Genomic DNA, 7,010 nt, shown 5'->3' on the forward strand with positions numbered 1-7,010 from the left:
GACGGTCTTTTAACTTGCTAAACATTTCTCACAGCGAAGAAGCAAAAATAATTTTCGACAGAAGGAATTCAGTAAGGAGTGTCGAAAACGTTACGAGGATAGGAATTGAAAAATTAATCATACGACCATATTAAGGGAGGACTCACATCTTGCAAAGAATTGAAGTATTGCTGGCTGATGACAACCGAGAATTCACAAATTTGTTGTCCGAGTATATCTCTGAACAAAACGATATGACCGTTACCGGCGTCGCTTATAATGGCGAGGAAGTACTGAGGTTACTGGAAGAAACGCGTAAAATGCCGGACGTTCTTATCTTGGATATCATTATGCCTCATCTCGACGGTCTCGGCGTGCTTGAACGCCTGCGCGATATGAACCTGAATCCGATGCCAAAGATTATTATGCTTACAGCCTTCGGACAAGAGAACATCACGCAAAAAGCGGTCCAACTCGGCGCTTCGTATTACATTCTGAAGCCGTTTGATATGGAAATTTTGGCGAATCGCATCCGGCAACTGGTCGGCAACCAGGCTGTCGTATCCCCGTCAAACTACAACAGCAGCATGTTTCCGAAGTCGAACGTCGTACCGCTGGCCAAAGGGAAAAATCTGGACGCGAATATCACGAGTATCATACATGAAATCGGTGTGCCTGCGCATATTAAAGGATATCAATATTTGCGCGAGGCGATCACGATGGTGTACAACAACATCGAGATTTTGGGCGCGATCACGAAGACGCTATACCCGGCAATCGCAGAGAAGTTCAAGACTACCCCATCCCGAGTGGAACGGGCCATCCGACACGCAATCGAGGTCGCTTGGACGCGCGGCAACATCGACAGCATCTCGCACCTGTTCGGTTACACGATCAATATCAGCAAATCAAAGCCAACCAATAGCGAATTCATCGCCATGGTCGCGGACAAGCTGCGAATCGAGCATAAGGTGAGCTGAACGACGCGATTAACTTGTGGCGATGTTACGTCTCGCTGGCGCATGAACCGCATATTCCAACCGTGAGATCGAGCAACAACGTGCTCGGTCTTTTTTTAACGGCGTAGACTGAGGAGGGTTTGTGGTAAAACAATCTCTTAACCGTTCTGACCTGGCCGCGGCGTTCGCGGTCTTTTCGCCTTGAAGCGGGGTGCGACATAATTCCGTTTGCGATCGCGAAAAAAGATCCAGCCTGCGATGAAGGCGATGCCGCCGAAAAACAGCACCAGGCCCAGCAGGAACGTTAACCATTGGAATCCCGGCGTCTGTTCCGCGCCGAAGCCGGATAAATAAGCGAACAGTGTATTTTTAAGCAGGAGAAAGCCGTAAGTCGCGGATATACCGGGGATAACCAGCAGCAGAACGGCGATAAATCGGGCGATGACTTGCTTCATTAACGCGAACCTCCTAACCGTCCGTCACATCGCTCCTATCATACCTTTTTCCGCTGGGGCTGTCCATTTCGGCACCGGATCTCATTTCGGACATGTTTTCTGAAGCAAAAACAGGTACAATAGAAACGGGCGAACGAGCCCTTGAAAGGGAATCGGAGGCGAATGTCGGATGACGATACAAGTGGACGTGGCCGTGCTTGGCGGCGGACCGGGGGGCTATACGGCTGCTATTCGGGCAGCTCAGCTCGGCAAAAAGACGGCTATTATCGAATTGGACAAGTTAGGCGGCACCTGTCTGCACCGCGGCTGCATACCGAGCAAGTCGCTTCTGCGGAGCGCGGAGGTTTATCATACGGTCAAGGACTCGCAGCGGTACGGCATCGTATGCGAAGGCGAGGCATCGGTGCGTTATGATCTGGTGTCCGAACGCAAGAGGCAAACGGTGGACCAGCTGCATCGGGGCCTGCAATATTTGATGAAAAAGCATGACATCGACATCATCCACGGCAAAGGCCGCATTGTCGGCCCGTCGATCTTCTCTCCGCGAAGCGGCGCTTTGGCTGTGGAGCTGCCTGACGGGGAGATGGAAACGGTCGTTTCCAAAAACCTGATCGTGGCTACCGGCTCGCGTCCAAAGATGCTGCCGGGTTTACCGTATGACGGGATACATATTATGAACAGCGACGACGCGCTCGCCATGAGCGAGCTGCCGGGCAATCTCCTGATTATTGGAGGCGGCGTGATCGGTGTCGAGTGGGCATCGATGATGAATGACTTCGGCGTTCAGGTCACGCTCGTCGAGACGGCCTCGCGCCTGCTTCCCGGCGAGGATGCCGACGTGTCGGCGGAGCTCGAGAAGTTGCTGCGGCGCAGAGGCGTACGCGTTCTGACCTCGGCGCGTCTGCTGCCCGATACGTGCGAGGTGGGGGACGGCGGCGTGACGGTTAACGCGGAAACGGCTGAGGGCAAAATCGTGCTCACCACCGCGTGTATGCTCGTATCGATCGGCCGCGAGGCGAATGTAGAGGGGCTAGGACTGGAAGCGACGGACATTCAGACGCAGGACGGTTTTATACGCGTCAACGCGCATATGCAGACAACAGAGCCGCATATTTATGCGATCGGAGACGTGATCGGTGGGGTGCAGCTGGCCCATGCGGCCGCACATGAAGGCATCGCCGCCGTAGAGCATATGACGGGCATGAAGCATGCCCCGATCGAGGCACACCGAATACCAAGGTGTGTGTATTCGCGGCCGGAAGTAGCTTCCATCGGTTGGACGGAAAGTCAGGCCAGAGCGAAGGGGCATGAGGTAAAAACGGTCAAAATGCCGTTTCAGGCCATCGGCAAAGCCATTGTGCTGGGCGAGACGGACGGATTCGTCAAGGTGGTGGCCGACTGCGATTCCGGGGATGCGCTCGGCGTCCATATGATCGGACCGCATGTGACCGATCTAATATCGGAAGCGGGGTTAGCCGATCTGCTGAATGCTTCCGTATGGGAGTTGGGACAGCTGATCCATCCCCATCCGACGCTTTCCGAGGCGCTAGGCGAAGCGATGCTGGCAATCGATGGACAAGCGCTCGTTTTTTGAGGAGGCAATGCCTTTAATCATTTTCTTTTTTGTGCCGAAAGCAGTATAATAGCTATAGGCAAGTATTAGTACCTGGTGTTAAGAGCAGATCAAGAGGTTCCGAGATCCCTCTTGCGCCGGAAGGGGAGACTGCACATATGGCAAATACCGGATCGGTAACGCAATCGTTTCGTCACCGGGAGATCGGTCTGACGGATGAGACGGCGGTGCAAATGTACGTCACAATGCTGACGGCCAGAAGGTATGACGAACGGTCGCTGCTGCTGCAGCGGGCAGGTATAATCAACTTCCATGTATCCGGCATCGGCCAGGAGGCGGCTCAAGTGGCCGCCGCGTTCGCGCTTGACCGGGATAATGATTATTTTCTTCCTTATTACCGCGATTACGGCTTCGTGATGGCGGTCGGCATGACGATGCGCGACCTCATGCTGTCGGTTTTTGCTAAGGCAGAGGACCCGAACAGCGGAGGACGTCAGATGCCCGGACATTTCGGCAGCAAGAAGCTGCGCATTGTAACGGGTTCCAGTCCGGTAACGACGCAGGTTCCGCATGCTGTGGGGATTGCCTATGCGGCCAAGCTGAAGCGCAAGCCGATCGTATCTTTTGTGACGTTCGGCGACGGCTCGAGCAATCAGGGCGATTTTCACGAGGGCTGCAACTTCGCCGGCGTTCACAAGCTGCCGGTCATCTTCATGTGCGAAAATAACCAGTATGCGATTTCCATTCCGCTGCACAAGCAGGTCAGCGGCCATATAAGCGATCGGGCTCTCGGTTACGGCTTTCCGGGCTATAAGGTGGACGGCAATGATCCGCTGGAGGTGTACCGCATCGTCAAGGAAGCGCGAGAGCGCGCCGTTGCGGGCGAAGGACCGACGCTGATCGAGGCGGTCATGTACCGGATGTCGCCGCATTCCACGTCCGATAACGATTTGGCTTACCGTACGAAAGAAGAGGTCGAGGCGCACCGCGACAAGGATGGACTTCCGAAATACAAGCAATATCTGATCGATTGCGGCTTATGGAGCGAAGAGCAGGAGGCCGCGCTGCTCAAAGAGGTCAACCGGATGATGGACGAGGCGATCGAGTATGCGGATAAAGCGCCGTTCGCTCCGCCGGAGGATATTATGCGGCACGTCTACGCGGATGACGAAGGAACGGAAGGGGGACGCTGAGCATGGCGGTTATGGATTACATCGACGCCATTCGGCTGGCGATGAAGGAAGAGATGACCCGCGACGAAGACGTTTTCGTTCTCGGGGAGGATGTGGGCCTCAAAGGCGGCGTTTTCACAACGACCAAGGGGCTGCAGGAGCAGTTCGGAGAGGAGCGGGTACTGGACACGCCGCTCGCGGAGTCGGCCATCGCCGGCGTTGCGATCGGAGCGGCCATGTACGGGATGAAGCCGATCGCCGAAATGCAGTATTCCGATTTCATGTTTCCGGCGACGAACCAGATCATCAGCGAGGCGGCGAAAATCCGTTACCGTTCCAATAACGACTGGACCTGTCCGGTCGTTATCCGCGCGCCGATCGGCGGCGGCGTGTTCGGCGGTCTGTACCATTCGCAGTGTCCGGAATCGGTGTTTTTCGGTACGCCCGGTCTCAAGATCGTGGCGCCGTTCACTGCTTATGACGCAAAGGGCTTGCTTAAAGCGGCCGTGCGCGATCCGGATCCGGTTCTGTTCTTCGAAAACAAAAAATGCTATAAATTGATTAACGGCGATGTGCCGGAGGACGATTATATCGTACCGATCGGCGAGGCGAATGTGCTGCGCGAGGGCGACGACATCACGGTCATCGGCTACAGCCTGCCGCTGCACTATGCGCTTGAGGCAGCCGCGGAGCTTGCGGACGAAGGCATCAGTGCGCATATTCTCGATCTGCGTACGCTGCAGCCGCTCGACAAGGAAGCGATTCTCGAAGCCGTACGGAAGACCGGCAAGGTCATGATCGTGCACGAGGACAATAAAACCGGCGGTGTCGGAGCGGAGGTCGCGGCGATCATCGCCGAGGAGCTGCTGTATGAGCTCGATGCGCCGATCGTGCGGGTATGCGGTCCCGACGTGCCGGCAATGCCGATCAACGCGCCGGGCGAGAAATATTTCATGCCGAATAAGGATAAACTCAAAAACGCGATGCGCAAGCTGGCATTATACTAGTACAACGATTTATATCCTTTACCGAATCCCCGAATATGGAGCTGCGCGCGCTGCAAAGCCCGGCCTCACTTTGCGGGGAGTATGCTGGAGGTTGAGCAATGGGGAAACAAATGACCGAGATCGTCATGCCGCAGCTGGCGGAATCGCTCGTATCGGCGACCATCGACAAATGGTTGAAGGCGCCCGGCGACAATGTGAGCATGTATGAGCCGATATGTGAAATCAACACGGATAAAGTGAATGCGGAGCTGCCTTCCACAGTTGCCGGCAAGTTTGTGAAAATTTTGGTCGGAGCCGGTGAAACGGTGCCGGTGGGATCGCCCATCTGCCTGATTGAGACGGAGGGCTCCGCCGATGCGGAGGTCCGTCCGGACGTGCCGGACGGCGCGTCGACAGCGGCTGCCAAGGGCGAAGAAGACAGCGATTCAAGCATGCGCCACCGGTACTCGCCGGCTGTACAGCGCTTGGCGGCGGACAACGGCGTCAATCTGACGTTCGTGAATGGCACCGGCATCGGCGGCCGCATCACGCGCAAGGACGTTCTCGCCTTTGTCGCATCCGGCGGTCCGGCCAACCAGCCCGGAGGCGCTGCCGAACCGGCCGGCACACAGCAGAAAATGCCGGTCCGCTCGTCGGGCCTGCATTTGTCGGAGACGCCGCGCATTCCGACGATCCCGGCAATCGAGGTCGAAGGACCGTCGCAGCCGGGGAACGGGGAACATTTTATCGACGTGACGCCGCTTCGAAACACGATTGCCACCCGCATGCGCCAGAGCGTAACCGATATCCCGCATGCCTGGACGATGATCGAGGTAGATGTGACGAACCTGGTCGTGCTGCGCAACAAGCTGAAGGACGAATTCATGAAGCGGGAAGGCGTCAACTTGACGTACCTGGCTTTTTTCCTCAAGGCCGTCATTAATGCGATCAAGGATTACCCGATCATGAATTCGGTGTGGGCGGTCGATAAAATCATCGTCAAGCGCGACATTAACGTCAATCTGGCGGTCGGCACGGAGGACGGCGTCTGGACGCCGGTGATCCGGGGCGCTGATCAGAAAAACATTGCCGGACTGGCGAGGGAGATCGACGATCTCGCCCGCAGGACGAGGGAAGGCATGCTGTCCCTCACGGACATGCAGGGCGGTACGTTCACAGTAAACAACACCGGCTCGTTCGGTTCGATCCTGTCCTATCCGATCATCAATTACCCGCAGGCGGCGATCGTTACGTTCGAATCGATCGTGAAACGCCCGGTCGTCATCAACGATATGATCGGAGTGCGGTCGATGGCGAATCTTTGTTTGTCGCTCGATCACCGGATTTTGGACGGCGTCATTTGCGGACGGTTTCTACAGCGCGTGAAGGACAACCTGGAAGGCTACAATCTTGAAACGAAGCTTTATTAAAAAGAGGGACGGCGGCTATGAGTGAGAACGGGAACGTGAAGGGCTTGTATGACGGGTATCTCGAAAAAAGCGGCGAGGCCGCGTCTGGGCTTCCGCTCGACATCCGTTACATTCCGAGGATCGGCTACGCGGCTGCCTGGGATCGGCAGAAGGCGCTCGTAAAAGCGATCGACCGCGGCGAACATCCGGAAACGCTTCTGCTGCTCCAGCATCCCCCGACCTATACGATCGGCTCGCAAAATCATCCGGAGCATCTGCTGCTGAATGAAGCGGAGCTGGAGGCGCGCGGCATCAACGTGTTTCAGATCGACCGCGGCGGCGACATTACCTACCACGGGCCCGGCCAGCTTGTCGGCTACCCGCTGCTGTATCTGGATGCCGCAGGTCTCGACCTGCACGGTTATTTGCGGAACCTCGAGCAGGCGTTGATCGATTGGCTCGCCGGGTACGGCGTCA

General features: G+C 56.3%; 7 protein-coding genes. 6 read left to right on the forward strand and 1 reads right to left on the reverse strand.

Annotated elements, in window-relative coordinates; translation table 11 throughout:
- Positions 1–149: 149 nt before the first annotated feature.
- Positions 150–959 carry a sporulation transcription factor Spo0A gene (gene spo0A / locus BG52_RS05000; RefSeq protein ID WP_036585109.1) on the forward strand — a complete coding sequence of 270 codons (810 nt, stop codon included), beginning with the start codon at positions 150–152 and terminating at the stop codon, positions 957–959.
- A 137-nt stretch (positions 960–1,096) separates the two neighbouring features.
- On the opposite strand, the gene BG52_RS05005 is transcribed toward spo0A, so the two are convergent.
- Positions 1,097–1,393: a DUF2627 domain-containing protein gene (locus BG52_RS05005; RefSeq protein ID WP_036585112.1), complete on the reverse strand. Its 297-nt coding sequence runs from the start codon at positions 1,391–1,393 to the stop codon at positions 1,097–1,099.
- Between the two features lie 169 nt (positions 1,394–1,562).
- Between BG52_RS05005 and lpdA the strand changes: the two genes are divergently transcribed.
- From lpdA to BG52_RS05030, 5 genes are all read left to right on the forward strand, one after another.
- Positions 1,563–2,987 (forward strand): dihydrolipoyl dehydrogenase, encoded by a 1,425-nt coding sequence (gene lpdA, locus BG52_RS05010; protein WP_036585117.1) that lies wholly within the window; start codon positions 1,563–1,565, stop codon positions 2,985–2,987.
- A 137-nt stretch (positions 2,988–3,124) separates the two neighbouring features.
- Positions 3,125–4,159: a thiamine pyrophosphate-dependent dehydrogenase E1 component subunit alpha gene (locus BG52_RS05015; RefSeq protein WP_036585119.1), complete on the forward strand. Its 1,035-nt coding sequence runs from the start codon at positions 3,125–3,127 to the stop codon at positions 4,157–4,159.
- A 2-nt stretch (positions 4,160–4,161) separates the two neighbouring features.
- On the forward strand, positions 4,162–5,145 hold the full coding sequence (locus BG52_RS05020) for an alpha-ketoacid dehydrogenase subunit beta (RefSeq protein WP_036585121.1): 984 nt from the start codon (positions 4,162–4,164) through the stop codon (positions 5,143–5,145).
- Positions 5,146–5,243: 98 nt separating this feature from the next.
- The gene (locus tag BG52_RS05025) at positions 5,244–6,554 is read left to right on the forward strand and encodes a dihydrolipoamide acetyltransferase family protein (RefSeq protein WP_036585122.1); all 1,311 of its coding nucleotides are present in this window, start codon (positions 5,244–5,246) and stop codon (positions 6,552–6,554) included.
- A gap of 17 nt (positions 6,555–6,571) precedes the next feature.
- A partial coding sequence (locus BG52_RS05030; RefSeq protein WP_397310892.1) for a lipoyl(octanoyl) transferase LipB occupies positions 6,572–7,010 on the forward strand: 439 nt, incomplete at its 3' end.

This window comes from Paenibacillus darwinianus (genome assembly GCF_000598065.1).
Classification (GTDB): domain Bacteria; phylum Bacillota; class Bacilli; order Paenibacillales; family Paenibacillaceae; genus Paenibacillus_I; species Paenibacillus_I darwinianus.

Coding starts and splice junctions, on each gene's coding strand:
- BG52_RS05025 (WP_036585122.1), top strand. CDS start 5,244: ATGGGGAAACAAATGACCGAGATCGTCATGCCGCAGCTGGCGGAATCG.
- BG52_RS05015 (WP_036585119.1), top strand. CDS start 3,125: ATGGCAAATACCGGATCGGTAACGCAATCGTTTCGTCACCGGGAGATC.
- BG52_RS05020 (WP_036585121.1), top strand. CDS start 4,162: ATGGCGGTTATGGATTACATCGACGCCATTCGGCTGGCGATGAAGGAA.
- BG52_RS05005 (WP_036585112.1), bottom strand. CDS start 1,393: ATGAAGCAAGTCATCGCCCGATTTATCGCCGTTCTGCTGCTGGTTATC.
- lpdA (WP_036585117.1), top strand. CDS start 1,563: ATGACGATACAAGTGGACGTGGCCGTGCTTGGCGGCGGACCGGGGGGC.